At 74.5% G+C, this 26,450-nt stretch carries 19 protein-coding genes; 13 read left to right on the top strand and 6 right to left on the bottom strand.

Annotation, left to right across the window (positions count from 1 at the left end; translation table 11 throughout):
- Positions 1-44: 44 nt before the first annotated feature.
- The 4 genes from I8N68_RS08695 (at position 45) to I8N68_RS08680 (ending at position 6,225) form a co-directional block, all read left to right on the top strand.
- Complete coding sequence (locus I8N68_RS08695) at positions 45-338, top strand: hypothetical protein (protein WP_200209361.1); 294 nt, start codon at positions 45-47, stop codon at positions 336-338.
- A gap of 216 nt (positions 339-554) precedes the next feature.
- On the top strand, positions 555-3,050 hold the full coding sequence (locus I8N68_RS08690; RefSeq protein ID WP_234039210.1) for a putative bifunctional diguanylate cyclase/phosphodiesterase: 2,496 nt from the start codon (positions 555-557) through the stop codon (positions 3,048-3,050).
- 138 nt (positions 3,051-3,188) lie between these two features.
- Positions 3,189-4,085, top strand: coding sequence for a hypothetical protein (locus I8N68_RS08685; RefSeq protein WP_200209359.1), 897 nt, complete (start codon positions 3,189-3,191; stop codon positions 4,083-4,085).
- 103 nt (positions 4,086-4,188) lie between these two features.
- The gene (locus I8N68_RS08680; protein WP_200209358.1) at positions 4,189-6,225 is read left to right on the top strand and encodes a thioredoxin domain-containing protein; all 2,037 of its coding nucleotides are present in this window, start codon (positions 4,189-4,191) and stop codon (positions 6,223-6,225) included.
- A gap of 12 nt (positions 6,226-6,237) precedes the next feature.
- Here the strand turns inward: I8N68_RS08680 and I8N68_RS08675 are convergent, their stop codons facing one another.
- The gene (locus I8N68_RS08675) at positions 6,238-6,888 is read right to left on the bottom strand and encodes a pyridoxine/pyridoxamine 5'-phosphate oxidase (RefSeq protein ID WP_200209357.1); all 651 of its coding nucleotides are present in this window, start codon (positions 6,886-6,888) and stop codon (positions 6,238-6,240) included.
- A gap of 193 nt (positions 6,889-7,081) precedes the next feature.
- On the opposite strand from I8N68_RS08675, the gene I8N68_RS08670 reads away from it, so the two are divergent.
- Both I8N68_RS08670 and purE read left to right on the top strand, forming a co-directional pair.
- On the top strand, positions 7,082-8,242 hold the full coding sequence (locus I8N68_RS08670) for a 5-(carboxyamino)imidazole ribonucleotide synthase (protein ID WP_200209356.1): 1,161 nt from the start codon (positions 7,082-7,084) through the stop codon (positions 8,240-8,242).
- Positions 8,239-8,730, top strand: coding sequence for a 5-(carboxyamino)imidazole ribonucleotide mutase (purE, locus tag I8N68_RS08665; RefSeq protein WP_200209355.1), 492 nt, complete (start codon positions 8,239-8,241; stop codon positions 8,728-8,730). Before I8N68_RS08670 ends, purE begins: the two co-directional genes overlap by 4 nt.
- 165 nt (positions 8,731-8,895) lie before the next feature.
- On the opposite strand, the gene I8N68_RS08660 is transcribed toward purE, so the two are convergent.
- Positions 8,896-13,797 carry an SCO7613 C-terminal domain-containing membrane protein gene (locus I8N68_RS08660; RefSeq protein ID WP_200209354.1) on the bottom strand — a complete coding sequence of 1,634 codons (4,902 nt, stop codon included), beginning with the start codon at positions 13,795-13,797 and terminating at the stop codon, positions 8,896-8,898.
- A 159-nt stretch (positions 13,798-13,956) separates the two neighbouring features.
- Positions 13,957-15,384: a UDP-glucose dehydrogenase family protein gene (locus I8N68_RS08655; protein ID WP_200209353.1), complete on the bottom strand. Its 1,428-nt coding sequence runs from the start codon at positions 15,382-15,384 to the stop codon at positions 13,957-13,959.
- Between the two features lie 243 nt (positions 15,385-15,627).
- Here I8N68_RS08655 and I8N68_RS08650 point away from each other — a divergent pair, with 243 nt between their 5' ends.
- Positions 15,628-16,791: an acyl-CoA dehydrogenase family protein gene (locus I8N68_RS08650; RefSeq protein WP_200209352.1), complete on the top strand. Its 1,164-nt coding sequence runs from the start codon at positions 15,628-15,630 to the stop codon at positions 16,789-16,791.
- A 54-nt stretch (positions 16,792-16,845) separates the two neighbouring features.
- Here I8N68_RS08650 and I8N68_RS08645 read toward each other — a convergent pair whose 3' ends face one another.
- Positions 16,846-17,511 carry a hypothetical protein gene (locus I8N68_RS08645; protein WP_200209351.1) on the bottom strand — a complete coding sequence of 222 codons (666 nt, stop codon included), beginning with the start codon at positions 17,509-17,511 and terminating at the stop codon, positions 16,846-16,848.
- A gap of 23 nt (positions 17,512-17,534) precedes the next feature.
- Between I8N68_RS08645 and I8N68_RS08640 the strand changes: the two genes are divergently transcribed.
- Together I8N68_RS08640 and I8N68_RS08635 are read left to right on the top strand one after the other, a co-directional pair.
- A complete protein-coding gene (locus I8N68_RS08640; protein WP_200209350.1) occupies positions 17,535-18,053 on the top strand; it encodes an acyl-CoA thioesterase in 519 nt (172 codons plus the stop codon).
- A 212-nt stretch (positions 18,054-18,265) separates the two neighbouring features.
- Positions 18,266-20,254: an acetoacetate--CoA ligase gene (locus I8N68_RS08635; protein WP_200209349.1), complete on the top strand. Its 1,989-nt coding sequence runs from the start codon at positions 18,266-18,268 to the stop codon at positions 20,252-20,254.
- 119 nt (positions 20,255-20,373) lie between these two features.
- Here I8N68_RS08635 and I8N68_RS08630 read toward each other — a convergent pair whose 3' ends face one another.
- Positions 20,374-21,063 carry a TIGR03089 family protein gene (locus tag I8N68_RS08630; RefSeq protein WP_200209348.1) on the bottom strand — a complete coding sequence of 230 codons (690 nt, stop codon included), beginning with the start codon at positions 21,061-21,063 and terminating at the stop codon, positions 20,374-20,376.
- Between the two features lie 151 nt (positions 21,064-21,214).
- Between I8N68_RS08630 and I8N68_RS08625 the strand changes: the two genes are divergently transcribed.
- Positions 21,215-22,360, top strand: a complete 1,146-nt coding sequence (locus I8N68_RS08625) for a glycosyltransferase family 4 protein (RefSeq protein WP_200209347.1) — start codon at positions 21,215-21,217, stop codon at positions 22,358-22,360.
- Between the two features lie 63 nt (positions 22,361-22,423).
- Positions 22,424-23,515 carry a mannose-1-phosphate guanylyltransferase gene (locus I8N68_RS08620; protein WP_200209346.1) on the top strand — a complete coding sequence of 364 codons (1,092 nt, stop codon included), beginning with the start codon at positions 22,424-22,426 and terminating at the stop codon, positions 23,513-23,515.
- On the opposite strand, the gene I8N68_RS08615 is transcribed toward I8N68_RS08620, so the two are convergent.
- The gene (locus I8N68_RS08615) at positions 23,506-24,090 is read right to left on the bottom strand and encodes an NUDIX hydrolase (protein WP_200209345.1); all 585 of its coding nucleotides are present in this window, start codon (positions 24,088-24,090) and stop codon (positions 23,506-23,508) included. The genes I8N68_RS08620 and I8N68_RS08615 overlap by 10 nt on opposite strands.
- A gap of 39 nt (positions 24,091-24,129) precedes the next feature.
- Here I8N68_RS08615 and I8N68_RS08610 point away from each other — a divergent pair, with 39 nt between their 5' ends.
- Both I8N68_RS08610 and I8N68_RS08605 read left to right on the top strand, forming a co-directional pair.
- Positions 24,130-25,167 carry a hypothetical protein gene (locus I8N68_RS08610; protein WP_200209344.1) on the top strand — a complete coding sequence of 346 codons (1,038 nt, stop codon included), beginning with the start codon at positions 24,130-24,132 and terminating at the stop codon, positions 25,165-25,167.
- A gap of 274 nt (positions 25,168-25,441) precedes the next feature.
- On the top strand, positions 25,442-26,446 hold the full coding sequence (locus tag I8N68_RS08605; protein ID WP_200209343.1) for an ArsR/SmtB family transcription factor: 1,005 nt from the start codon (positions 25,442-25,444) through the stop codon (positions 26,444-26,446).
- The last annotated feature ends 4 nt before the right edge of the window (positions 26,447-26,450 follow it).

Here is a 26,450-nt window from a genome sequence, read left to right as displayed (position 1 = left end):
CGGCCAGGCTACGCTGGTGGATAGCCGCACATCGGAGGAACACCATGCTGACCACTGCCCAGGTGCTCGCGGAGAACAACTTCGGTGACACCCGCTCGGGTGGTCTGGCCGGGCCGATGGGCCTCTTCCTCATCGTGCTGCTGGCCACCGCCACCGTCCTGCTGATCCGCAACATGAACGCCCGACTGCGCCGGCTGCCCGACCGGTTCCCGCAGCAGACCGGTCCGGCCGACGCGGCCCGGACCGACGGGGCAGTCGTCGATCCGACAGACGGGACCGCCGCGGAGGAATCACTCACGAACGCTCCCAAGGGCTCCCAGCAGCGCCGGAACGGGTAGTCCACGCATGATTCACGTCGAAGCCGGTCGTCGCCCCCTGTTGCGGCCACCGGCTTTGGCTTAGCCTTCCGCCGGGGGGACCGAACGTCCCCGACCCGTGCGCGGAAGGGGGGCGCCGATGACCGTCGAAGCAGCGGCCGCCCGGCGTGCCCATCGCGTGCCCGCGAACGAGGTGGGTCCGTGACCTCCGGCCGGGACGGTCCTCCCGCCGATCGGCTGGGCCTGCGGGGCACACCGACCCCGGTGGTCGTGCTGACCGCCGCAGTGGTGGTCACCGCGCTGGTCGCCGCCACCGTCGGCCTGACCGTTCCGGCGTCCCTCCCGCCGGACGACCCACTTCCCGGCTTCGTCCGCTTCGGCCTCGCCGGCACCGCGTTCGCCGTCGCCCAGCTGGCCCGGCTCCGGTTCCGCACCGCCGCCGGGATGGTGAGCATCACCTGGGGCGAGGCGGCCCTCATCGTCTGCCTCTATCTCGCTCCGGCCGGCTGGCTGCCGGCGGCGGCTCTGCTCGGCACCGGTACCGCCTGGACGGCGATGTCCCTGCTCACCGACCGTCGACCGGCGCTGGAACTCGTCCGGATCACCGGGTCGCTGACCGCCGCCACCGCGCTCGCCGTCGCGGTGACCAGCGCGCTGGGCCGGCCCCTGCTCGCCGCGCCGACCCCGGCGCTCGCGCTCGCGCTCACCGCCGGCTCGGTGACCTACCTGGTCACCACCGGCTGGCTGGGCGGGGCGACCCTGGCCCTGCGGCACGGTGTCCCGATCGGGCCGCCGCTGCTCGCCGCGCTCCGCGGGAAGCTGCTCATGTTCGTCGGCAACGTGGCCGTCGGCCTGGTGGTCGTCACGCTGCTGGAGCTGGACGCCCGCTGGCTGCTGTTGCTCCCGCCGCCGCTCTGGCTGCTCCAGCAGACGTACCGGCACCGGCTCCGGGCCGACCAGGAGCGGCGTACCTGGCGGGCCTTCGCGGAGGCCACCGCCGCCCTCAACCAGCTCGACGAGCGGGACGTGGCGAGCGCCGCCGTGTCCGGCGCACTCACCCTGTTCGGCGCCGAACTCGTCGACGTCGACGTCGCCCGGGGCGACGACCGGTGGTGGCGCTACCGGGCGGACCTCGGCGGTCAGGTGCGCGACCGCGAGGTGGACCCGCCGCGGCGTACCGAGCCGGCCGAGCACGAGCTGGTCCGGTCGCTGACCGTGGGCAGCGTCCAGGTGGGGGAGCTGCGCGTCCACTTCGCCCCGTCGGCCCCGCCCAGCGCAAGGGAGCGGGACGCCGTGGCGGCGTTCGGCGATGCGCTGGCCGCCGCGCTACACGACGCGGCCACCCACCGGGAGCTGCGGCTGGTCACCGAGCGGTCGTCGTACGAGGCGGTGCACGACCAGCTCACCGGGCTGATCAATCGGGCCGCCATGCTCGACCAGGGTGACCAGGCGCTGCGCCGGCTCGCCCACGACCACCCGGTGGCGCTGCTGCTGCTCGACATCAACCAGTTCAAAGAGGTCAACGACACGCTCGGGCATGCGGCCGGCGACCAGCTGCTGCGGCTGACCGCCAACCGGCTGGCGGCCATCGCCCGCCCGGGCGACCTGCTCGGGCGGCTCGGCGGGGACGAGTTCGCCCTGCTCCTGACCGCCGTCCCGGTGATCGGCGACCGCGCCGCGCCGACGGCGTACGCGCTGCGGCAGGCCCGGGAGATCGCCGAGCGGCTCGCCGCGCCCACCGTGGTGGCGGGCGTCCGGATGTCCGTCGAGGTCTCCGTGGGCGTGGTGGTCGCCGACGCGGGCACCGCCGACCTGACCGAGCTGCTGCGCCGGGCCGACATCGCGATGTACCAGGCGAAGGAGGGTGGCGGCAGCGTCGCCGCGTACGACAGCACCCGGGACGCCGCGAGCACCGACCACCTGGCGCTGCTCGCGGAGCTGCGGGAGGCCCTCGCGGCCGACGACCAGCTGGTGCTGGCGTTGCAGCCCGCGGTGGACCTGGCCACCGGCGCCCCGACCGGGGTGGAGGCGTTGATCCGCTGGCGGCACCCGCGCCGCGGCTGGCTCGGCCCGTCCGACTTCATCCGCCCCGTGGAGAACAGCGAGCAGCTCGGCGCCTTCACCCGGTACGTGCTGGACAAGGCCCTCGCGGTCGCCGCCGGCTGGGCCCGCGAGGGACTGGACGTGCCGATCTCGGTGAACCTGTCGGCGCGCAGCCTGCTCGATCCCCGGCTGCCGACGGAGATCGGCGAGGCGCTGCGCCGGCACCAGGTGCCGCCGCGCCGGCTGGTCCTGGAGATCACCGAGACGGTGGTGATGAGCGAGCTGGAGATCATCGACGAGGTGCTCGCCACGCTGCGCGCGATGGGCGTGCAGCTCGCCGTCGACGACTTCGGCACCGGCTTCTCGTCACTGACCTTCCTGACCCGGATCGCGGTGGACGAGCTGAAGGTGGACCGTTCCTTCGTGGTCCGGATGGCCGACTCGCCGGAGGCGGCGGCGATCGTCCGGACCACCGTGGGACTGGCCCACGAGTTGGGGCTGCGGGTGGTCGCCGAGGGCGTGGAGACCGCCGAGCAGCGGAACGCCCTGGCCGAGCTGGGTTGCACCGCCGCCCAGGGTTACCACTTCTTCAAGCCGATGCCGGCGGACAAGATCGGCGCGGTGCTCGGGTCGCTGCGCGACACGGCCCAGCGGAACGTCTTCCCGCTCCGCGCCGACGGCGCCTCCTGACCCACCGGCTGGTCGTCGACAGGTTGGGCGGGCGACCGCCGGACGGGACAGTGCGCGGGTCGCGGACCCCATAGGCTTGGGCCGGGCCGGCGCATCGAAATGCGTCGCCCTTCGTGTCCATTCTCGGGGGAGGACAGCATGCGGATTTCCTGGCGACGGGCCCTGCTCGCCGCGGCTCTGTCACTGGCCGCCGGCGCCGCCGGCCTGGTGGTCGCCGCGCCTGCCTCGGCGGAGCCGCCGACCGGGCCCGCCACGGGCACCTTCACGGTGAGCGGCGATCCGGGCGAGTACCTCACCGGTGGGGAGACGTACTCCTACTCCACCACCACCGGCACCGTGATCACCATGTTCGGCAACCCGTACGAACTGACCGTCCGCCTCGGCGACGACGCGACCGGCCAGCGCTGGAACCTGAACCTGTCCGCTGCGGGTTCGCGGCTGCTCGCCCCCGGCAACACCTACACCGGCGCGATGGCCTATCCGTACGAGGAGGGCGGCGCGCCCGGGATGAACCTCAACGGCAACGGCCGGGTGTGCCGGCAGCTGACCGGTTCGTTCACCATCCACGACGTCGCGTTCGGGCCGTACAACTATCTGCAGAAGCTCGACGCCACCTTCGAGCAGCACTGCTTCGGCGACGAGCCGGCCGCCCGGGGCGAGGTGCACGTCGTCAACCCGCCCGCGCCGCCGCTGCTGAATCCGCAGGTCACGGTGGCCGAGACCGGGACCGTCGCGCTGCCGGACGGCACGGCCGCCGTGCACGGCACGCTCAGCTGCGCGCAGGCGGCGACCGTCTACCTCAACGGCCACGTCACGCAGTCTCCCCGCCCGGCCGTCGGCGTGTTCCGCATTCCGGTGGAGTGTGGGCCGGACGGGGCGGCGGACTGGACGGCGACGGTCGTGCTGACGGACAACGTTCCCTTGGTGCCGGGGGACGTGCAGGTGGGGATCCGGGCGGAGGGGCGGGACCCGTTCTGGGACGAGCCGGTGCAGGCCGACTTCGGCCCGACCACGGTGCGGCTGGGCCTGAGCTGACCGAGCCCCCGGCCCCGGCGCCCCGGTCGGGACCGGGGCTCGTTCCCGGTTCGACCGCTCCGCTCCGCCAGCGGCACCGGAGCGTGCTCGATATGGTCGTCGGGTGAACCGACTTGCCAACGCCACCTCGCCCTACCTCCTCCAGCACGCCGACAACCCGGTCGACTGGTGGCCGTGGTGCGACGAGGCGTTCGCCGAGGCGAAGCGGCGCGACGTGCCGGTGCTCATCTCGGTCGGCTACGCCGCCTGCCACTGGTGCCACGTGATGGCGCACGAGTCGTTCGAGAACGAGGCGGTGGGCCGGCTGATGAACGACGGCTTCGTCGCCATCAAGGTGGACCGCGAGGAGCGGCCGGACGTCGACGCCGTCTACATGACCGCCACCCAGGCGATGACCGGCCAGGGCGGCTGGCCGATGACCGTCTTCGCCACCCCGGACGGCACGCCGTTCTTCTGCGGCACCTACTTTCCGCGGGCGAACTTCATCCGGCTGCTGGAGTCCGTGGGCACCGCGTGGCGCGACCAGCGTGAGGCGGTGCTCCGGCAGGGCGCCGCGGTGGTCGAGGCGATCGGCGGCGCCCAGGCCGTCGGTGGCACCACCGCGCCGCTCACCGCCGAACTGCTCGATGCCGCCGCCGCGCAGCTCGCCACGGAGTACGACCGGACCAACGGCGGCTTCGGCGGGGCGCCGAAATTTCCGCCACACATGAACCTGCTCTTCCTGCTCCGCCACCACCAGCGCACCGGCTCCGCGCAGAGTCTGGAGATCGTCCGGCACACCTGCGAGGCGATGGCCCGCGGCGGCATCAACGATCAGCTCGCCGGCGGCTTCGCCCGCTACTCGGTCGACGGGCACTGGACCGTGCCGCACTTCGAGAAGATGCTCTACGACAACGCCCTGCTGCTGCGGGTCTACACCCAGCTCTGGCGGCTCACCGGCGACCGGCTGGCCCGGCGGGTGGCCCGGGACACCGCCCGGTTCCTCGCCGACGAGCTGCACAAGCCGGGGGAGGGCTTCGCCTCCGCCCTGGACGCCGACACCGAGGGCGTCGAGGGGCTCACCTACGCCTGGACGCCGGCCCAGCTCGTCGAGGCGCTCGGCGAGGAGGACGGCCGGTGGGCCGCCGACCTCTTCGCGGTCACCCAGGAAGGCACCTTTGAGCACGGGACGAGCGTGCTGCGGCTGGCCCGGGACGTCGACGACGCCGACCCGGCGGTGCGCGCGCGCTGGCAGGCGGTGGTGGGGCGGCTGCTGGCCGCCCGGGACACCCGCCCGCAGCCCGCCCGCGACGACAAGGTGGTGGCCGCCTGGAACGGCCTGGCGATCACCGCGATCGCCGAGTTCCTCCAGGTCGCCGCCGTCTACGCGTCCCCCGACGACGAGGACGCGAACCTGATGGACGGGGTCGCCATCGTCGCCGACGGCGCGCTGCGGGACACCGCCGAGCACCTGGCGAAGGTGCACCTCGTGGACGGACGGCTGCGCCGGGTCTCCCGCAACGGCGTGGTCGGCGAGCCGGCCGGCGTGCTGGAGGACCACGGCTGCGTGGCCGAGGCGTTCTGCGCCATGCACCAGCTCACCGGCGAGGGTCGCTGGCTGGAACTCGCCGGTCAGCTCCTCGACGTCGCGCTGGCCCGGTTCGCCGCGCCCGACGGCGGCTTCTTCGACACCGCCGACGACGCCGAGCGGCTGGTCACCCGGCCGGCCGACCCGACGGACAACGCCACCCCGTCCGGGCGGTCGGCGATCGTCGCGGCGCTGGTGGCGTACGCGGCGCTGAGCGGGGAGGTGCGGTACCGGGAGGCCGCCGAGATCGCCCTGTCGACCGTCGCGCCGATCGTCGGCCGGCACGCGCGGTTCGCCGGGTACGCCGCCACCGTCGGCGAGGCCCTGCTGTCCGGGCCGTACGAGATCGCGGTGGTCACCGACGCCCCGGCCGATGACCCGCTGGTCGCCGCGGCGCACCGGTACGCCCCGCCCGGCGCGGTGACGGTGGCGGGCCGGACCAACCAACCAGGCGTGCCGCTGCTCGCCGACCGGCCGGCGCTGGACGGCCGGTCCACCGCGTACGTCTGCCGGGGTTTCGTCTGCGACCGGCCGGTCACCTCCGTCGACGACCTGGTCGCCCAGCTGCGCTGACCCGGCGGCCGGTCACGGCCAGAGCAGCTCGCGGTCCCACCCGCGCTCGGTGCGGCGGTAGCGCAGCCGGACGTGCCGGCGTTCCCGGTCGGCCTGCCAGAACTCCACCGTCGTCGGCACGACGGCGTAGACGGTGTGCGTCTCGGCGACCAGGTCGGGGTCGGCGGCCAGCCGCGCGCGGACGTCGGCCAGCTCCCGGTCCAGCTCGGCCCGGTCGGCGAGGACGGCGCTCTGCCGGCCGGCCAGGGTGGCGATCCGGGAGCCCTCCGGCCGGGCCAGGAAGTCCTGCCGGGAGACGGCCGGGTCGGCGGCCCGGGCGGCGCCGCGGACCCGGACCTGGCGGCCCTGCTCCCGCCAGTGGAAGGTGAGCGCGACCCGGGGGTCGGCGGCGAGCTGGCGACCCTTGGCGCTGATCGCGCTGGTGGCGAAGTGCCAGCCGGTCGCGTCGAGGTCCTTGAGGATCAGCACCCGGGCGTCCGGCGCGCCGTCGGCGTCGACGGTCGACAGGGTCATCGCGTGCGGCTCGTCCACCCCGGCGGCGACGGCCTCGGTCAGCCAGTCGGCGAAAAGGGTCATCGGCTCCGGCGGCGCGCCGGCCGGGTCGAAGGACGGCATCTGGTGCGCCAGCACCGGCAGCGCGCGCAGCGTCTCGCGGGTCGTCATGAGCTGATCATGTCAATCGGCCTCGGTCCCCCTCGCTCAGGTTCCGCCGGTCCCGAAGGCTGATACCGGCCGGTCGGCGCTCGGCGACGGTGCGCAGCGGTGCCGCGCGACCCGCGCCGGATCGTGTGAACGCGGCGGCATGATCCGGCCCTCCGGGTCGGAGCACGGCCCGCCCCGATAGGCTGGCGGCGCTATGGATCCCCGTACCGGACTCCCTGTCGTCGGCATGGTCGGCGGCGGCCAACTGGCCCGCATGACCCATCAGGCCGCCATCGCCCTCGGCCAGTCGCTGCGCGTCCTCGCGCTCGCCCCGGACGACGGGGCCGCCCTGGTCGCGGCCGACGTCCAGTACGGCGACCACACCGACCTGGCCGCGCTGCGCACCTTCGCCAAGGGCTGCGACGTGGTCACCTTCGACCACGAGCACGTGCCGACCGAGCACATCCGCGCCCTCGCCGACGAGGGGGTGAAGCTCTTCCCCCCGGCCGACGCGCTGCTGCACGCGCAGGACAAGCGGGTCATGCGGGAGCGTCTCGGTGAACTGGGTGCCCCGAACCCGGCCTGGCGACCGGTCACCGCGCAGGCCGACCTGGTCGCCTTCGGCGACGAACTGGGCTGGCCGGTGGTGCTGAAGGCGGCCCGGGGCGGCTACGACGGGCGCGGCGTCTGGCTGGTCGACGACGCGGCGCAGGCCGCCGAGCTGGGGGCCACCCTGCTCGCCGGGGGCACCTCGCTGATCGTCGAGGAGCGGGTCGCGCTGCGGCGGGAGCTGGCGGTGCAGGTGGCCCGCTCGCCGTTCGGGCAGGTGGCCGCGTACCCGGTGGTGGAGACCGTGCAGCGGGACGGCATCTGCGTGGAGGTGCTGGCGCCGGCGCCGGGGCTGCCCGAGGACTTGGCCGTCGCCGCCCAGCAGCTCGCCATCGACCTGGCCACCGCGCTCGGCGTGGTCGGTCTGCTCGCCGTGGAGCTCTTCGAGACCCCCACCGGGCTGATGGTCAACGAACTGGCCATGCGGCCGCACAACTCCGGGCACTGGACCATCGAGGGCGCCCGGACGTCCCAGTTCGAGCAGCACCTGCGGGCGGTGCTCGACTACCCGATGGGCGACACCTCGCTGGCCGCGCCGGTCGTGGTGATGGCGAACGTGCTCGGCGGCGAGCCGGGCGGGATCTCCATCGACGAGCGGCTGCACCACCTGTTCGCCGCCGAGCCGGGCGCCAAGGTCCACCTGTACGGCAAGCAGGTGCGCCCGGGCCGCAAGATCGGGCACGTCACGGTGCTCGGCGACGACCTGGACGACGTACGGGCGCGCGCCGCGCGGGCCGCCCGCTGGCTGCGCGAGGGGCACGAGTGAGCACCGTCGGGCTGATCATGGGCAGCGACTCCGACTGGCCGACCATGAAGGCCGCCGCCGAGGCGCTGGACGAGTTCGCCGTGCCGTACGAGGTCGCGGTGATCTCGGCGCACCGCACTCCGGTCAAGATGATCGAGTACGGCCGGGACGCCGCCGACCGGGGCCTCAAGGTGATCATCGCCGGGGCCGGCGGGGCGGCCGCGCTGCCCGGCATGGTCGCTTCCGTCACCCCGCTGCCGGTGATCGGCGTGCCCGTGCCGCTGAAGCACCTCGACGGCATGGACTCCCTGTTGTCGATCGTGCAGATGCCCGCCGGCGTCCCGGTGGCCACCGTGTCGATCGGCAACGCCCGCAACGCCGGTCTGCTCGCCGTCCGCATCCTCGCCGCGAGCGACCCGGCGCTGCTCAAGCGGATGGCCGACTACCAGGCGAGCCTGGAGGAGCTGGTCGCCGAGAAGGACGCCGCGCTCCGCGCCTCCCTCGGCTGAGCCGCCGCCGGGTCCACAGCCGTACCCGGGACCGCCGTGCCGGCGCTCACGGCCCCGGCCGGCCGCCGCACCGCGCTCACGGTCCCGGCCGGCCCGGCCGCGCTCACGGTCCCGGCCGGCCCACCCTGCGCAACACGGCAATCTCGCCGCCTGGCCCCTCCGGTTTCACCGCATCCCGCGAAGCGCGGTCTGGAGGCGTTCCTGGGCGCGGCGGCGGCGCTCGTTGCTCGCCCCGAGGACCAGCAGCACGAAGCCGACCGGGATCAGCACCAGCCACGGGCCGAGGCTGAACAACGCGTGCACGGCCGCGATCGCGGTGACCGTGGCGCCCACGATCACCGGCGCCTGCTGCCGGCTGGTCGACCCGAAGATCAGCACCGCCACCGCGCCGAGCAGTAGCAGCACCTGACGCAGCATGGTGGAGTCGGTGGCCAGCACGATTGCCAGGGTCGGCACGAAGGCGGCCACCAGGGCCGGCCCGTAGGCGACCCAGCTCGACAGGTCCGGCCGGTGGCGCAGCTCCAGCACCCCGACCAGCAGGGCCAGCGCGGCGAACGGCAGCGTGTACGCCTCCGGCAGCGCAACGTCGGCCACCCGCATCAGGATCCACCAGGCGCTGATCTCGCAGGCCACCACCGCCCAGAACAGGATCCGCCGCTCCACCGGCCGCCGGCCCGGGCGGGTGGCGGCCACCCCGAGGACGGCGCCCCAGGCGGCCAGCAGGGCGGCGATGTGCCGGGGGGAGTCGAAGGCCAGGGCCAGCGCGATGAGGGCGGCCGCGTATCCGCTCCACTCGACGGTGGCCGCTTCCCGGTACGCCTCGGGGCGGCGCAGCCGGGGCAGGGTGGCCGCGAACACCTGCAGGGCGGCGCCCACCGCCAGCACCCCGAACGCGGACCAGACGGCGGCCAGCCCGATCACCAGGCCGAGGGTGAGCACGAAGAGCTGCGCCATCAGCGAGGCGAAGAGCCAGCCCAGGATGCGGGCCCGCTGGGTGGTGCCGAAGAGCGCGGCCACCACCCCGACGCCGACCGCTCCACCCAGCGTGAACAGGGTCAGCTCCCGGGTCGCGAGGCTGCCGGCCAGCCCGGCACCGCCGGCGGCCAACCCGATCGCGAAGACCAGCACCCGGGCCACCCGCAGCGACCGCGCCGGCTCGGCCAGCGGTGGCGGCGGGGTCAGGGCCAGCCCGAGCATCGAGATGGTGAAGACCGTGAGGCCGGCGAGCGCGCTCTCCGGCCAGCCGTGCCCGAGCGCCACCGGTGTGATCAGGAGGGTGACCGCGGCGCCGGGCAGCACCACCGGCACCGCCCGGGACCGCCGTCCGCCGCTGAACCCGGTGGCGGCGAGCGCGGCGGTCGCGGTGAGCAGCAGCGCGGTCAGCACGTGGGTCGGGTCCACCGCCTCGGGCGGCGGGGTGAGCAGCTCCGGCGGCGGCCCCTGCCAGACCCGGGACAGCGACCGGAACGGTTCGACCAGCGCGACCAGCAACGGCGGGGCGAGCGTCACCAGCGCCAGCGCGGTCGGCAGGATCGCCGCGGCGAGCGCCCCGGCGGCCGGGCTCACCCGCCAGCGCAGCTCCGTCCCGTCGTCGGGCAGCCGGCGCAACGCCCCGTCCAGCAGCACCGACCAGCGGCGTACCGGCCGGGCCGAGCCGACCGGCGGGGTGGTGGCGGCCCGGACCAGCTCCGCGAGGACGCCGAGCAGCGCCGCCGCGGCCGCGTACACCCCGGACGGGAGGCCGGTGAGGATCGCCGCCAGCGCGCTGATGGTCGCGCCGCCGACCACGGCCACGCTCGCGTACGGCAGGTACTGCGGGACCTGCCGGCGGACCACCGCCACCGTGGCCAGGCCGAGGCTGGACGCGGCCAGCGCGGCGGTGAGCACCACCTGTGAGGTGTTGCCGAACTCGGCGGCCAGGGCCGCCATCGCGCCGGGTAGCGCGAGCAGCGCGGCACCCGCCGCCGCGCCGCCCACCTGGACCAGGTGCGGTGGCATCCCCTCGGTCTCGATGTCCTCCACCAGCGGCGGCGCCAGCGCCCGGGCCAGGGCGGCCACCACCACCCCGATCAGCGCGATGCCGCCGAGCGCCAGCGCGGTGGTCCACGGGCGGACCAGCCCGGCGCCGGCCGCGTGCAGGGCCACCACCCCGGCCACCGTGGCCCGGGAGAGCGCCGCCCGCGGGTCGATCGCCGCCACCGCCGCCATGCCGAAGACGGTGGCGACCATGGCGCCCACCAGCACCGGCGACCACCAGGGCAGGTCGAAGGCGGCCGGGGTGCCGATGGTGGCCAGCACGACGGCCACCCCGGACACGTCGTACTTCCACGGCGGTCGCAGCAGGATGCCCGCGGCGACGGCCAGCAGCGCCAGCGCGATGGGCGCCTGCCAGGTCGCGCCGCCGGTCGGCGCGGCCGGCCAGCCGGTGAGGTCACCGGCCCAGATCGGACCCGGGGTGGCGAGCACGCCGAGCCCGCCGCGCAGCGCACTCCAACCGGCGATCAGGCCGATCAGCGTGCCGCCGACCGCGATGCCCAGGATCGGCCCGCGTCGCCACTCCTCGGGCATCGCCCGCGCCGCGACGGCGACCACCAGCACCAACGCGGCCGCCACCACCAGCTGGCCACCGGGGGCGAGCACGGCGGCGATCCGGGCGAGGGTGGCGATCAGCGCGGCGGTGGTCGCGGCGGCGGCCAGGTCGGATCCGTCCAGCGAGAGGTCCGCGCGGCGGCCCCGGTCGATGGACGGGGCGAGGAAGAGCAGTACCGCGGCGACCAGCAGCAACGCGCCCACCCAGGCGTCGGCGCTGGTGGTGCCGGGCGCGCCGAAGGCGGCCGCGGCGACCGCCAGCGCGCCGAGCCCGGTGCCCACCGCGTGCGGCAGGCTGAGGTGCCGCTGCGCGACCTGGACGATGGCCGCGTAGCCGAGGGTCACGCAGACGGCGAGGAAGCTCGCCGCGAGCACCGGCACGGTGACCTCGCGCAGGCTCGCCGGCGTGGGGCTCGGGTCGGCCGGCACCGTGGCGGCGACGAACGCGGCGACCGCACCGGGCAGCGCGAACGCCGCCCCGCCGGCGGCCCAGCCGGAGACCGTGTCCGCCGCCGCCGGGGCGATCCGGATCCGGGGGGTCAGCGAGACCAGCGCGCCGGCCAGGAAGAGGGTGGTCAGCGCGGCTGCGGTCAGTGCCGGACGGGACAGCGAGGCCGCGGCGCCGACGCTGCCCAGCCCGAAGGCGGTCACCGCGTGCACCACCGCGGCCCGCCCGGTGTCCGCCGAGAGCCCCAGCACGCCGATGCCCACCGCGGCCAGCAGCATCGGCCAGGGGGCCGCCGCCCAGCCCAGCCCGAGGGAGGCCGGCACGGCGAGCGCGGTCAGTGCGGCCCCGAGCACCGCGAACTCGCGCCGGATCTCCGGGGGCAGTGCCACCACCGCGGCGATGGTGAGCAGGAAGGCGCTGGCGGCGAGCTGCCACCCGGTCGGCCCGACCGCCTCGGCCAGCGTGCCGTGCCACCGATCCAGGTCCGCCGACCACGCGGGCATGGCCGCCCGCGCCGGGGCCAGCCCGGCGCGGAGCGCGCCACCGGCCACCACCAGCCCGCTGACCGTCAGGGCCACCGCCGAGGCGAGCTGCGGTCCACGCCGGGCCGCCTCCGGTACGGCCCGCACGGCCAGCCCGGTGAGCGCGATGACCGCGGCGATGAGCAGCAGCGACCGGCCGGGGAAGGCGACCGAGGCGACGCGGCTCAGCGCCCCGATCACGGCGAGGGTGAGGATGCCGGCACCGACGTCCGGTAGCGGCGGCCGCCGCAGCACCAGCGTGCCGACGAGTCCGACCAGTGCGGCGAGCAGCAGCGTGGCGCCCGCCCCGGTGGCGACCGGCACCGTGTCGGCGCGCAGCAGCGCGGTGACCGCGTACGCCAGGGCGACCGCGACCGCCGCGCCGTGCAGCACCCAGGTCAGCTCGCCCAGCCAGGGCACCGGGCGGGCCGGTCCGGGCGTCGGGGCGGTAACCGGCTCCGCACCGAGCACCTCGGCGGACTCCTCGGGGTCCGTCTCCGGGCGACCCTCGGTGGCGCGCTGGCGCGGCGCCGCCGGCGGCGGGGCGGGCAGGTCGCGCCGGACCGGCCGCTCGACGATCACCGCCGAACGGACCAGGGCGAGATCCACGACGGCCACCACGGTCAGCACCAGCGCCCAGCCGGCCGGCCCGGTGATCCGGTCATACGCCAGCAGCGGCAGCACCGGTTGGGCGGCGAGCACGGTGGCGAACCGGGGCGCGCGCAGCCCGGTCCCGCGGGCGTACCCGAAGGCGACCAGGGTGGTCAGCAGGAAGATCGACCCGGCGAAGACCGCGCCGGACGAGTCGGCGCCGATCCGGTCGACCGCCCAGAGCGCGTACCCGGCGAGCGGCACCAGCAGCAGGCCGACCGCGGCGATCGTCTCGGCGGTCGAGGTGAGCCCGCGGCGGGCCAGCACCGGCGGGGCGAGCAGCATCAGCACCGTCGCGACCAGCAGCACGCCCAGCCGGGCCAGCGCGTCCATCGAGCTGGTGGCGACCGCGGCGAAGACCACCGCCGCCACGCCCAGCAGCAGCGCGCCGAGCCCGAGGGGGATGTTCTGCACCTCGCGGGAGGAGGCCTCCGGCGGGTGCTCCGGGTCGTCCACATCCAGCCAGTGCGCGGTGGACGGGGGCGGCGGGGGCGGGAGGTCGTCCGGGCCGGGCGGCGGGGTGCCCTGCCGGGGCACCCGGGGCGGCGCGCCGGTGGTGGCGGTCGGCGGTCGGCGGCCCGGCCGGCGGCGCAGCACCCGGCGGGGCCGGGTGGCCTGCTTGATCCGCTCCTCACCCGCGTGCGCGAGGATGTCCCGCTGGAAGAGGGCGGCCTGCATCTTCGCGGCGATCTGCCGCTGCTCGCGGGCGATCTCGGCGTCCCGCGCCTTCATCTCCGCGATCGAACGCTCGATCTCCGCCAGGTGCTCGGCCCACTGTGGCTGGTCGGCCCCGCAGTGCGGGCAGATGACGGCCGGCTTGATCTCCCGACCGCACGAGGCGCACCTGAAGGTCTGCACGACACCCCTCCGTCCGCCGGCCCGCAGTGTGGACCTCCACTGTCGCAGCATGCCCTGCGCGGGCGTGGATTTCGACAGTTGCCGGCGGGTTCGGGGCAACAAAAAGAAGCGGCCGGCCGTGGCGCAGTTCCACGGCCGGCCGTACGCGTCGGATCGGGGTCAGGGGCGGCCCATGCCGCGGTAGTCCCAACCCGCCTGGGTCCACAGTGTGGAGTCGAGGCAGTTGCGCCCGTCGACCACCCGCCGGCCCTTGACCAGCTCGCCGAGGGCGACCGGGTCCGCGTTGCGGAACTCGGCCCACTCGGTGAGCACGCAGACCAGGTCGGCGTCGGCGACGGCGTCGGTCATGCTCTCCTCGTACGTCAGCTCGGGCACCGCCCGGCGGGCGTTCTCGGTGCCCTGCGGGTCGAAGACGTGCACGTCCGCCCCGGCCTTGGACAGGAGCGAGGCGACCGCCAGCGCCGGGGCGTCCCGGACGTCGTCGGTGTTGGGCTTGAAGGTGGCGCCGAGCACGGCGATCCGGGTGCCGGACAGGTCCGGGCCGGCCGGGCCGGAGCGGCGGCCGAGCAGCTCGGCGGCCAGCTGGACCACCCGGGTCCGCCGACGCAGGTTGATCAGGTCCACCTCGTGCAGGAAGCGCAGCGCCTCGCCGGCGCCCAGCTCCTGCGCGCGGGCCTGGAAGGCCCGAATGTCCTTGGGCAGGCAGGCGCCGCCGAAGCCGAGGCCGGCCTGGAGGAAGCGGTTGCCGATCCGGGGGTCGTACCCGATCGAGCGGGCCAGCTGGGTGACGTCGCCCCCGGCGGCCTCGCAGACCTCGGCCATCGCGTTGATGAAGGAGATCTTGGTGGCGAGGAAGGCGTTCGCGGCGACCTTGACCAGCTCGGCGGTGGCGAAGTCGGTGACCACCAGGGGCACCTCGCGGTCCTCGGTGGCGGCCAGGTCGAAGACGCCCTTGTGGGCGGCGTAGAGCATGCCGTTGGCCCACTCGCTCTTCACGCCGACCACGATCCGGTTGGGGCGCAGCACGTCGTCGACGGCGAAGCCCTCCTGGAGGAACTCCGGGCTCCATGCCACCTCGACGCCCAGGTCGGCCGGGGTGTGCTTGCCGACCAACTGCTCCACCCACTCAGCGGTGCCCACCGGCACGGTCGACTTGCCGACGATCAGCGCCTTGCGGGTCAGGTGCTGGGCCAGGCTGGTCACCGAGGCCTCGACGTACGACAGGTCGGCGCCCATGCCGTCGGCGCGCTGCGGGGTGCCCACGCAGATGAAGTGCACGTCACCGAACTCGGCGGCCTCGGCGATGTCGGTGCTGAACCGCAGCCGGCCGGCGGCCAGGTTGCGCCGCAGCAGCTCGTCCAGGCCGGGCTCGTGGATCGGCACCTCGCCCGCGTTCAGCTTGGCGATCTTGTCGGCGTCCACGTCGAAGCCGAGCACCTCGTAGCCGAGTTCCGCGTAGCAGATGGCGTACGTCGCGCCGAGGTAGCCGGTGCCGAGGAAGGTCACCCGGGGCCGGGCCGCGCCGGACGGCGGGGTCACCGCGGCGATGGCCGGCACCGGCTGGGTGTTCGGGTACGGGATCGTCACGCCTGTCTTCTCCGCTCGCACTGGCGGCGCTTCCTTGCGTCGCGTTCGGCTGCGGCGCCTTTCCGGGCACCGGTTTGGGGGGTGTCGTGCTGTGGTCGCCGGTCGGCGTCGAGGCCTGTCACGCACGAGCCTACGCGGCGGTAACGAGCACCAGAACCCCGGTCGCTATCCTTCACTCTGCGCGGTCGGCGGTTCTCCGCCGCTACAGACTGGGCATGATAGCGGTGAAGGGGAGGGGCCAGCATGGCCGCAGAGCAGTCATTCGACGTCTACCGGTTGCCCGAGGAGCACGAGGCGATCCGGGAGGCGGTCCGTGAGGTCTGTGCGGCCAAGGTGGCCCCGCACGCGGCGGAGGCCGACGAGACCGGCGAGTTCCCCAAGGCGTCGTACGACGCGCTGCGGGCCGCGGACTTCCATGCCCCGCACATCCCGGTCGAGTACGGCGGCGCCGGCGCGGACGCGCTGGCCACGGCCATCGTGATCGAGGAGGTGGCCCGGGCCTGCGCCTCGTCCTCGCTGATCCCGGCGGTGAACAAGCTGGGCACGATGCCGCTGATCCTGGCCGGCTCCGAGGAGCTCAAGCGCAAGTACCTGACCCCCGTCGCGGCCGGCGACGCGATGTTCTCGTACTGCCTGTCGGAGCCGGAGGCGGGCAGCGACGCCGCCTCGATGACGACCCGCGCGGTGCGTGACGGGGACCACTGGGTGCTCAACGGCGTGAAGCGGTGGATCACCAACGCCGGCGTCTCCGAGTACTACACCGTCTTCGCTGTGACTGATCCCACAGCCCGCTCCCGGGGCATCTCCGCCTTCGTGGTGGAGAAGTCCGACGCCGGGGTGAGCTTCGGCGCGCCGGAGAAGAAGCTCGGCATCAAGGGCTCCCCGACCCGCGAGGTCTACCTCGACAACGTCCGGATCCCGGCGGACCGGATGATCGGCGCGGAGGGCACCGGCTTCGCCACGGCGATGAAGACCCTGGACCACACCCGGGTCACCATCGCCGCCCAGGCCGTCGGCATCGCCCAGGGCGCGCTGGACTACGCCAAGGGCTACGTGAGCGAGCGCAAGCAGTTCGGCAAGGCGGTCGCCGAGTTCCAGGGCATCCAGTTCATGCTCGCCGACATGGGCATGAAGCTGGAGGCGGCCCGACAGCTCACCTACACCGCGGCCGGCAAGTCGGAGCGCGGTGACGCGGACCTGACCTACTTCGGCGCGGCCGCGAAGTGCTTCGCCTCGGACGCCGCGATGGAGATCACCACCGACGCGGTGCAGCTGCTCGGCGGCTACGGCTACACCCGGGACTACCCGGTCGAGCGGATGATGCGGGACGCCAAGATCACCCAGATCTACGAGGGCACCAACCAGGTGCAGCGCATCGTCATGGCCCGTCAGCTGCTCAAGGGCTGACCGGCCGGAACCGTTGGGGCGGGCGGGCCGGGGTCGCCGGCCCGCCCGCGACGGTCATCGGATCTCGGTGGTGCCCTCCGGTCGGGTGGCAGCGCGGGGCGGCGCCGACCACGGCGACTCGCCGGTGGCCCGGCGGGGCAGCGGTTCGGTGGGGGTCGGGTCGGGATAGCCGAGGGTCAGCGGGGCGGTGCCCCGGTCGTCCCTGGCGCCGGTGGACGGCCAGTCGCTGAGCGAGAAGTTGTTCTCGACCGGCTTGTCGGCCGCGGTCAGCTCCGCCTCGGCCGGGGACGTCGCCGCCGGCCACTGCCGCCAGCGCTGGGCGCTGAGGACCGCCACCAGCAGCAGCAGGCCGATCAGGAACACCGTGCCGTTCTCCACCGGCTGGCGCAGCGGCAGGGGATCGCCGAGCACCTTCCAGTCGTCGGGGATCCAACCACGAACGGTGAACGGCGCGAGGAACATCCCGATGTACGGGGTGACCAGCAGCAGCCCGGCGACGAGCGGACCGAGCGGCGAGACGCGCAGCGTGCCGAGCAGGCCGAGCAGGATGCCGGCGGCGCCGAGGTAGACGGCCGGCTCGATCAGGTTGGGCGTGCTGTACGTACCGATCTCCACCCAGCGGTGCACGGTACGTGTCGACCCGTCCTGACCGAGGGTGACGAGCACCCAGGTGACGGGTGCCACCACCAACCCGGCGAGGAAGCTCCAGAGATGTCGCATCCGCGCACCGTACCGTTTCCGGCATGACAGATCACCCCTCCACCGTGGCGGCGGGCAAGCCGACGTCGTACTCCCGGGTCACGCTCAGCCGGATCATGACTGCGGTCGATGTCAATCTGTACGGGACCGTGCACGGTGGGGTACTGATGAAGTTCGTCGACGACGTGGCCGGAGCGGCCGCGGCGCGGCACAGCGGCGGCACCGCGGTGACCGCCTCGATCGACGAGATCGTCTTCTCCGAGCCCGTCCGGGTGGGCGACCTGGTGCACGCACACGCCCAGGTGAACTGGACCGGCAACACCTCGATGGAGGTGGGCGTGAAGGTGGTCGCCGAGCGCTGGGACTCGGCCGAGGACGAGCCGGTCCGGGTGGCCACCGCGTACCTCGTCTTCGTCGGCGTGGACGTGGGCGGCGCGCCGCGGGCGGTCCGGCCGGTGCTGCCGGAGACCCCGGAGGACGAGCGGCGGTTCCGGGAGGCGGAGATCCGCCGCGCTCACCGCCTCGCCCGACGCCGGGCGATCCAGGCCCACCGCGCCGGCTGAGCACCCCGCGGGGATGGTGCCGGCCGGTCCGGGCCTCCCCGGTGCGGCGCGGACCGGTACCGGTGCCCGGCCACACCTGCGGCGGTGGGGCCGTGTGGGCCGGCCACGCCCCCTGACCGGCACCCGGTGCGGAGAATGGCGCTGCGAGGTAGGGCAAGATGGCGCCACGGCCCATGCACAGTGTCGTGACGGGCCTCAGGGAGGGTGGAGCAGTGGGTGACGTGCTGTGGACGCCGCCGGCCGACGTGCGCGAGCGGTCCCGGATCGGCGGCTACCTGCGCTGGCTGGCCGAGCACCGGGGGCTGGAGTTCGCCGACTACGACGCGCTGTGGCAGTGGTCGGTCACCGACCTTGCCGCGTTCTGGCGGTCGATCTGGGAATTCTTCGAGGTGGTCGCGCACACCCCGCCGACCGCCACGTTGACCGACCCGGCGATGCCGGGCACCCGCTGGTTCCCCGGCGCCACGCTCAACTACGCCGAGAACGTGCTGCGCATGCCGGGTCGCGGGGACGACGACCCGGTGGTGATCGCGCACGGGCAGACCCGCCCGCCGGTCACCCTGACCGCGGCCGAGCTGCGCGAGCAGGTCCGCCGGGTGGCGGCCGGGCTGCGCCGGCTCGGCGTCGGCCCCGGGGACCGGGTGGCGGCGTACGCGCCGAACATCCCGGAGACGTACGTGCTGCTGCTGGCCACCGCCAGCCTGGGCGCGATCTTCTCGTCCTGCGCCCCGGAGTTCGGCACCCGCAGCGTCACCGACCGCTGGCAGCAGATCGAGCCGAAGGTGCTGGTCGCCGTCGACGGCTACCGGTACGGCGACAAGCCGGTGGACCGGCGCGGCGAGGTGGCCGCCATCCGGGCCGCCCTGCCGTCGCTCCAGCACACCGTCGGCATCGCGTACCTCGATCCGGCCGGCGTCCCGCCGCAGGGCGCGCTCTCCTGGGACGAGCTGGCCGCCGGGACCGACGAGCCGCTGGCCTTCACCCCGGTCCCGTTCGACCACCCGCTGTACGTGCTCTACTCCTCCGGCACCACTGGCCTGCCGAAGCCGATCGTGCACGGGCACGGGGGCATCCTGCTGGAGCACCTGAAGATGCTGGCCCTGCACCACGACCTGGGCCCGGCGGACCGGTTCTTCTGGTTCACCACCACCGGCTGGATGATGTGGAACTTCCTGGTCTCCGGGCCGGCGGTGGGCGCGACGATCGTGCTCTTCGACGGCAACCCGGGCCACCCGGACCTGGGCGCGCTGTGGCGGTTGGCCGCGGAGACCAGGACCACGTACTTCGGCACCTCGGCGCCGTTCCTGCTGGCCTGCCGCAAGGCCGGTCTGGTCCCAAGGGAGATCGCCGACCTGTCCGCGCTGCGCGGGGTCGGCTCGACCGGTGCGCCGCTGCCCGCCGAGGGCTTCACCTGGGTGTACGAGAACGTCGGCGACCGCCTCCAGCTCCAGTCGCTCTCCGGCGGCACGGACGTCTGCACCGGCTTCGTCGGCGGGGTGCCGCTGCTGCCGGTGCACGCCGGGGAGATCACCTGCCGGGCGCTCGGGGCGAAGGTGGAAGCCCGCTCGGCCGACGGCACCCCGGTGATCGGGGAGCTGGGCGAGCTGGTGATCACCGCGCCGATGCCCAGCATGCCGGTGGGCTTCTGGAACGACCCGGACGGCGTCCGCTACCGGGAGGCGTACTTCGAGGTCTATCCCGGGGTCTGGCGGCACGGGGACTGGATCACGATCAACGAGCGCGGTGGCTGCGTGATCACCGGCCGCTCCGACGCCACCCTCAACCGGGGCGGCGTCCGCCTCGGCACCGCCGAGTTCTATTCGGTGGTGGAGGGGCTGGACGAGGTCGTCGACTCGGTGGTGGTGCACCTGGAGGACGACCAGGGCGGCGCCGGCGAGCTGCTGCTCTTCGTGGTGCTCGCCGAGGGCCTGGAGCTGGACGACGCGCTGCGGAAGAAGATCTGCCGCGAGCTGCGCACCGCCCTGTCGCCCCGGCACGTCCCCGACGAGATCCATCAGGTCAGAGCCGTCCCCCGCACCCTCTCGGCGAAGAAGCTGGAGGTCCCGGTCAAGAAGATCCTCACCGGCACCCCGGTCGACTCGGCGGCCGCCAAGGGCGCCCTGGCCAACCCGGAATCCCTGACGGCCTTCGCCACCTTCGCCCAACGCCGCCCCCACCCCAACACCCACACCCCCGCCTGATCCCACCCCCACCCGCGTCGATCTTGCACTTGTCGCCCCGGCGAATGGGGTACAACGCCCATCGTGCGGGCCCGAACTGCAAGATCGCCGCGCCGGGGGGGCGGGAGGGGCGGGGTGGGTTAGGGCAGGGTGTGGGTGACCTTTTCCGTGGTGGTGCGGGAGGCGACGCGGGTGGGGTCGAGGTTGGCGCAGAGGACGATGGTGGCGCCGGCGGTCAGGGGGGCGAGGAGCCAGTCGACCGGGTCGGGGTGGGTGGCCGCGTCGATCAGGACGCGGTCGCCGGGGGTGATGCCCAGGTCCGCGGCGCGGGCGGCCGCGCGGGCCAGCAGGTCGGCGTCCGCCTCGCCGCCGCCGGGGTACGGGGTGAAGTGGTCGCCGTGGCCGCGGACCTCGACGACGTAGTCGGCGAAGCCGGGGGGCACCTCCCGCATCGGCAGCGCGAACGGGTCGAGCGCGAGGGCGTACCGCTCGCCGGCCGACCACTCCTGCGCGCCGGCGACCCGGTCGGCCGCGGCGAAGAGCACGTCCACGTCACCCGGCGTGTCGAGCACGGTCAGCTTCGCCGACCAGCAGCCGAGCAGCACCGCGGCGGTCTGCCAGTGCGGCGGCAGCAACACGCCGGCCGTGTCGCCGGGGGCGAGGGCCAGCTCGTCGACGAGGAGGTTCGCCGTCTTGGCCACCCAGTTCGCCAGCGTCGCGCCGGACAGTTCCGTCCGCTCGCCGGTGGCGTCGTCGTACCAGGTGAGCAGGGGGCGGGTGGGGTCGGGCGCGATCGCGTCGGCGAAGACCCGGGCAATGTTGTCGGCCATCGGCGCGAACGATACGCGTTCGGAACCCGTACTCGATGACAACGACAAGTCGGCGTACCGTCGGGTCGCAGTCAGCGTCGGGACCCCGCCCCGGCGTAGGCTTGCCGACAGTGTTGTTCACCACAGACCCGCCATCCTGAGGAGTCGCCCCGTGACCGCCGGTCGCCCGCCCCGCGTGCTCATCGACGCCACGAGTGTCCCCGCCGACCGTGGCGGCGTCGGTAGATACGTCGATGGCCTGCTCGGCGCCCTCGGCAAGGTGTGCGGCTCCGGCGTGGACCTGGCCGTGGTGAGCCTGCGCACCGACCTGGAGCGCTACACCCGGATGTTGCCCGGGGCCGAGGTCGTCCCCGCCCCCGCGGCGGTGGCGCACCGCCCGGCCCGCCTCGCCTGGGAGCAGACCGGCCTGCCGCTGCTCGCCCAGCAGGTCGGCGCGGAGGTGCTGCACTCGCCCTTCTACACCTGCCCGCTGCGGGCCGGCTGCCCGGTCACGGTCACCGTGCACGACGCGACCTTCTTCACCGAGCCGGAGCACTACGACAAGTCCCGCCGGACGTTCTTCCGCAGCGCGATCAAGACCTCGCTGCGCCGGGCGGACCGGGTGATCGTGCCGAGCAAGGCCACCCGGGACGAGTTGATCCGGCTGCTCGACGCCGACCCGACCCGGATCGACGTGGCGTACCACGGCGTCGACCAGGCCGCCTTCCACGCCCCGAGCGAAGAGGAGAAGGCCCGCGTCCGCGCCCGGCTGGGGTTGGGCAGCAGCAGCTACATTGCGTTCCTCGGGGCCAAGGAGCCGCGCAAGAACGTGCCCAACCTGATCCGCGGCTGGGCCCGTGCGGTGGCCGATCGGAGCGACCCGCCGGCCCTGGTGATCGCCGGCGGTCAGGGCCACGACGACGACATCGACCGGGCGGTGGCCGAGGTCCCGTCGCACCTGCGGCTGCTCCGCCCGGGCTACCTCCGCTACGCCGACCTGCCCGGCTTCCTCGGCGGGGCGCTGGTCGCCGCCTACCCGTCGTACGGCGAGGGCTTCGGCCTGCCGATCCTGGAGGCGATGGCCTGCGCGGCACCCGTGCTGACCACGCCCCGGTTGTCCCTGCCCGAGGTGGGCGGCGACGCGGTGGCCTACACCAGCGAGGACCCGGGCCAGATCGCCACCGACCTGGCCGCCCTGCTGGACGACGAGCAGCGCCGGCTGTCCCTGGCCAAGGCCGGTTTCGACCGGGCCAAGGAGTTCACCTGGGAGTCCAGCGCCGAGGTGCACATCGCGGCATGGAGCCGGGCCCGTTCCTGACCGTCCGCCGCCGGTACGGTCGACCGCCCGTCCGTGCCGGGGCGGTTCGGGCATGATGTGCTGATGTTCTACGCCGTGATCCCGGCGGGCGGCAGCGGCACGAGGTTGTGGCCGCTGTCCCGTGCGGGCCACCCCAAGTTCCTCCACCCGCTGACCGGCACCCCGGCCTCGCTGCTCCAGGCCACGGTGGACCGACTCGCGCCGCTGACCACACCCGAGCGCACCCTGGTGGTCACGGGTGCCGCGCACGTCGCGGCGGTGGCCCGGCAACTGGCTGGCCTGCCGGAGGAGAACATCCTGGTCGAGCCGTCACCCCGGGACTCGTGCGCGGCGATCGCGCTGGCCGCCGCGGTCATCGCGCTGCGCGAGCCCGAGGCGGTGATGGGCTCGTTCGCCGCCGACCATCTGATCGGCGACCCGGCCAGCTGGGCGGAGACGGTGCGGCAGGCGATCGGCGGCGCCGAGCGGGGCCTGCTGATGACGGTGGGGATCACCCCGACCAGGCCGGAGACCGGCTACGGCTATCTGGAGACCGGCGAGCCGGCCGACGACGGTCCACTGCGCCCGGTCATCGAGTTCAAGGAGAAGCCGGCCGCCGAGGTGGCCGAGGGGTACGTCCGCTCCGGCCGGCACCTCTGGAACGCCAGCATGTTCGTCTGGCGGGTGGACGTGTTCCTGGCCGAGCTGGCCCGGCAGCAGCCGACGCTGCACGCGGGGATCACGGCGATCGCGGCCGCCTGGGGCACCGCGGAGCAGGACGACATCCTCGGGACCGTCTGGCCGACGCTGCCGAAGATCTCCGTCGACTACGCGGTCATGGAGGGAGCGGCAACCGCCGGCCGGGTGGCCACCGTGCCGGGCGACTTCGGCTGGAACGACGTGGGTGACTTCCACACGCTGGGCGAGGTGCTGCCCGCCGACCCGAGCGGCACCGTGGTGCTCGGCTCCGACGCCAAGCCGGGCGTCCTGCTGCGGGACAGCACCGGGCTGGTGGTGGTACCGCAGTCGGGCCGGTTGGTGGCTGTCCTCGGCGTGCACGACCTGATCGTGGTGGACACCCCGGACGCGGTGCTGGTCTGCCCGCGCGACCGGGCTCAGGACGTCAAGAAGCTGGTCGACGAGCTGAAGGAGCGCGGCGAGGAGGGTTACCTCTGAGCGCGTCCTGAGCCCGCCCGGCGAGCCAGGGCCGGCGCGAGGAGCTGCACGGTCCCGTCGGCCAGCGGCTCGGGGAGCCGGTCCGGCCGGAACCAGCCGAGCGCCTCGGACTCGTCGCTGACCCGCTCAGTGGCCCCGGGCGGGGCGAGGACGGCGAACCGGACGTCGTAGTGCAGCGAACCGCCCTGGCAGCTGACCGGGTGGATGTCCACGTCGATGGGGTCGGGGTCGACGACCAGCCCGGCGATGCCGGACTCCTCGGCCGCCTCACGCAGCGCCGCGGTCGCCAGGGTCCGGTCGCCGGGCTCGCAGTGGCCGCCGAGCTGTACCCACTTGCGGAACTTGCCGTGCAGGCAGAGCAGCACCCGCTCCCCGCTGCCGTCGAGCACCAGCGCGCTGGCGGTGACGTGCCCGGCCCGGTGGCCGCGGCTCAGCGCGACCGGGCCGGCGGTCAGCAGCTCCAGGGTTCGGTCGCGGGCTGCCCCGGCGGCCGGGCTGGTCGCCGTCCAGTCGGTCAGCACGGCGGTGGCGTCGGTGTACAGGGCGGCGTAGTGGTCGGGAGCGGCGTCGGGCATCCCGACACTCTACGAGCGCCGCCTCCGTACCCTGGCCGGGTGACCCTGCGACTCGTCGAGTTCGTCGTGGCCGGCAACGAGGCCAGCGACCTGCTGCCGGTTCGCTCGGCGGCGCTGCTGCGCGCCCACCGCGCCCGCCGGGCGTTCTGGACCGTCCTGGACGAGGGCCCGGTGGAACGCTGCCTGGCCCTGCTCCTCGAACGTGAGGACGGCGAGTGGGTGGCGCACCACGTCCCCGCGGACGCCGGTGCGGAGAACGGCCGGACCGAGGACGGTGAGGCCCTCGCCCACCACGACGGTTGGGTGTACGTCTTCGGCTCGCACTTCGGCTCGAAGGCCGGCCCGTTGCGCCCCCGGCGGGCATTCGTGGCCCGGTTCCGGGAGAACGACGCCGCGACCGGGACGCTGCCGGTGCACGTGGTGCGCAACCGGTTCCGGCTGCACCGGGCGGTCAACGACGCGCTCGCCGCCGCGCCGCTGACCCCGCTGCCGCCCGGCGACCGGGTGCGGCACCGGTTCATCGTGGAGACCCTGGCGCGGGGGACCGCCCGGGCGAAGGGCTGGGTGAGCCGGCTCGCCGAGGACGACCTGCCGCTCAACGTCGAGGCGGCCGCCTTCACGCCGGCCGGCACGGTGCTGCTCGGGCTCCGGTTCCCGGTCACCGCCGAGGGCGAGCCGATCCTGATCGAGCTGGTCGGGGTGGCTGGCATGTTCGCCGCCGACCCGGCGTGGCCCCGGGCCGTCGGGGCGTACGCGGTGACCGGGGTGACCCCGCCGGGGGAACTGACCGGTTTCCGGGCGATCGCGCCCACCGGCGACGGCGGGTACGCGGCGGTGATCGGGTCGATCGACGCGCTGGGCAAGGGCTCGGTGCTGCTCGACGACCATCCACAGGGCGGGGCGGTGACCTCGCGGCACGTCCGATTCCGGCTGGACGTCACGCCGGACGCGCGGGTGGCCGGGAAGGTGGTCGCCGACCTGGCGCCGTTCCACCACGTGGAGGGGCTGGCCGAGGCGGCGGGTCACTGCTGGTACGTCACCGACGAGGACCATCGGGTCGCGCTCTGGGTGGACTGACACCCGGATCAGGCGGGTGGCGACCGGATGACACCTCTGCGGAACAGGGGCCGCAGACCCTCGTGGTGCCGCCCGGTCGCCGTCTCCCGACCCCCGGTCGCCCCGGCCCCGATGACGTCTCGTCCCGGACCCGGTGGGCAAGGGGAAGCATGCCCAACGGGTCCGACCCCCGTCGAGGTTTTTCAGTCCACGCTTAAAGATGGAGATTAGTGCCGGCGGGTACAGTGCGAATTGTCGGCGGGCACCCCCTCTGCCCGCCCCGGGAGAGCGCTCCATGCTGAAGATCCTCTTCTCGAGCGAGGACATCCTGCGGACCAGGGTGGCCCCCGCCGCGGATCCCGTCTGGGAACTGGTCCTCAGCCTGCACCTGCTGCAGGGCCGCGGCCGGGATCCGTTGCTGGCGGACTGGCGGCGCGGCGTCGCCCGCACGCTGCGGACCGACACCGCCGCCAGCCGCCTCCGCCTGCTCTTCGCGCTGAACCCGCCCCGCGGCTACTTCCCCGACTTCCTCACCCCGTACCAGAGCCTGGACGGCTTCGAGGTGGGCCTGGAGGCGGTCCGGAGCACCCCCGCCGACCTGCTCCGCCGGGACCTGACCCGGCTGGCCGGGGAGACCCCGCTGCCCGCCGCGGCGGCGGCGCTGGCCCGGGGTGAGCCCGAGGTGCTGCGCCACCTCACCGACTCGATGACGCGCTATCAGGAGCTGGCCATCGCGCCGTACTGGTCGCGGATCCGGGCGGCCGTGGAGGCCGACCGGGCGCGGCGAGCGCGGGCCCTGCTCGACGGCGGCGTCGAGGGACTGCTCACCGGCCTGCGCCCGAACATGCGTTGGGAGGCGGGCATGCTCGAGGTGCTCGACTACCCGGACACCCGGGAGCTGCACCTGGACGGCCGGGGGCTGCTGCTGGTCCCGTCGTTCTTCTGCGCCCGGACGCCGGTCGCGCTGGTCGACCCGGCCCTGCCGCCGGTGCTGGTCTACCCGGTCGACCGGCTCGGCGGGCTCGCCCCGGAGCCGGGCCGCGGCGCCGGCCCGGCCACCGCCGCCGGCAGCCGTCCGGCCCTCGCGGCCCTGCTCGGGCGGACCCGTGCCGCCGTGCTGGCGGCGACCGACGCCGGCTGCACGACCGGCGAGGTGGCCCGCCGGCTGCACATCTCGCCGGCCGCGGCCAGCCAGCACACCGCCGTGCTGCGCAACGCCGGGCTGCTGGTCAGCCACCGGGACCGCAACACCGTGCTGCACACCCTGACCCCGCTCGGCCGGGCCATGCTCGACGCCTGACCCG

Origin of the sequence: Micromonospora coerulea (assembly GCF_016598485.1) — a bacterium.
Lineage (GTDB): Bacteria > Actinomycetota > Actinomycetes > Mycobacteriales > Micromonosporaceae > Micromonospora > Micromonospora coerulea.
Note: the sequence above shows the minus strand (reverse complement) of the source record. Positions and strands in the feature narration are given on the sequence as shown.